The sequence below is a fragment of the Candidatus Symbiopectobacterium sp. NZEC135 genome, assembly GCF_025962695.1.
The window spans coordinates 1-1,395 of record NZ_JAGFPF010000452.1 but is presented as its reverse complement, the minus strand read 5'-3'; the positions used below and the strand labels follow the sequence as shown (position 1 = coordinate 1,395).

General features: G+C 44.4%; 2 protein-coding genes. One reads left to right on the top strand and one right to left on the bottom strand.

Annotated elements, in window-relative coordinates; all coding sequences use genetic code 11:
* The first annotated feature begins 174 nt into the window (after positions 1 to 174).
* The gene (locus tag J5224_RS27800; RefSeq protein ID WP_264628359.1) at positions 175 to 1,059 is read left to right on the top strand and encodes a LysR family transcriptional regulator; all 885 of its coding nucleotides are present in this window, start codon (positions 175 to 177) and stop codon (positions 1,057 to 1,059) included.
* A gap of 57 nt (positions 1,060 to 1,116) precedes the next feature.
* Here the strand turns inward: J5224_RS27800 and J5224_RS27795 are convergent.
* Positions 1,117 to 1,395: DUF4113 domain-containing protein (locus J5224_RS27795; protein ID WP_264628358.1), on the bottom strand; the 279-nt coding region annotated here is incomplete at its 5' end.

Genomic DNA, 1,395 nt, shown 5'->3' with positions numbered 1-1,395 from the left:
ATCACCACAACGTCATAATTATTTTGAAGCATTGTTACTCCTGTTCGCCGATAAATTGATGGCGGCTATAGTTGCGGAACAGCGATCAGGATAGTGGGATTAGCCTCACATTATTTTTTTTGAAATAATGGATATCATTTATTAATAATTTCGATAAAAAAGGTTTTTCATTTCATGTTGAATATTAAAAATATCATTCATTTTCAGGTTCTTAGTAAAGTTGGCAGTTTTACCAAGAGCGCGATTATGTTAAATATTTCACAATCGAACTTAACACACTCAATTACAAAATTAGAACAAGAGATCAACATCAAATTAATCAACCGCACGACACGCACTTTTTCACTGACGGAATTTGGTGCTATTTTTGCGCAGCGCTGTGAGCGCATTGTCGATGAATTCGATCAGTTAATGGCGATCGTCGATGCTCATCAGGAGCAGGGGACATTAGATCATGCTTTTATCGGCGTTATTCCGCCTGTCGGGCGTATGGATTTTTTTAAAAACTTCCTGGCATTAAATCAGACCGCCAAAAATATTAATTACTCCTTTGTCGACGGCTCCAGCCATGCCCTGATTGAAAAAGTGAAAAATACAACGTTGCTGGCGGCGTTCGGTACCCCGTCACAAGAGGAGCTTGACGATGGTCTGCTGGATCATCATCTCGTGCTGGAAGATCACGTTGTCGCGGTGTTGCCGCCACAGCACGCGCTGGCGTCGAAATCGGAGATAGGTTTGTCAGACTTGGCGCATGAAAACGTTATTTTGCCGCAAAAGGATACGGGGGCATATTCTATTATTTCAACGGCATTTTCTCTGGCGGGTATTAAGCCCAGACAGTATAAAGAGTGTAGCCAGATCGATATTGTGATGGATATGGTTGAGAGCAATGCGGGCATTGCGCTATTTTCCAGCTCAATTGTTGATTTATATAAACGTGAGCATGTAGTGACTATTCCGCTAAAGCAGAAAATCAATAAATCGATATACCTGAGTTTTTTACGTCGTAACCGAAAAAATAAATTACTGACGCCGGTCATGGATATGGTGACGCAATAATCGCGCCGTGTTTCTACCGCAGTGGGTTGTGCGTGCCATGCTGGTGAGTGCTGTCGTCTACTTTGCAATCGGCAAGTCGGCAAACCGGGTGGTATACGCAGGTGACAACATGTTGCGCTTCATCGCCCAGGGCTGCTGAATGCCTTGTCCGGCGAACCATATCGCCCCTTTTCCTGAGGTATTTACCTGATCAATAACCTGCATAAGCGTCGCGCTATTGGCTTGCGGTTGGTTGGTGTCGAACAAATTAAGCTGGGCCGTGCCCTGGCTGTAAAAATCGCTCAGCATGACACCGGCTTTCATGTAACGGTGTCCGTTGGTCCAGATGCGATCGAG

What these genes read in the sequence shown, in the direction of transcription:
- J5224_RS27800 (WP_264628359.1), top strand. Translation starts at nt 175, where the DNA reads ATGTTGAATATTAAAAATATCATTCATTTTCAGGTTCTTAGTAAAGTT.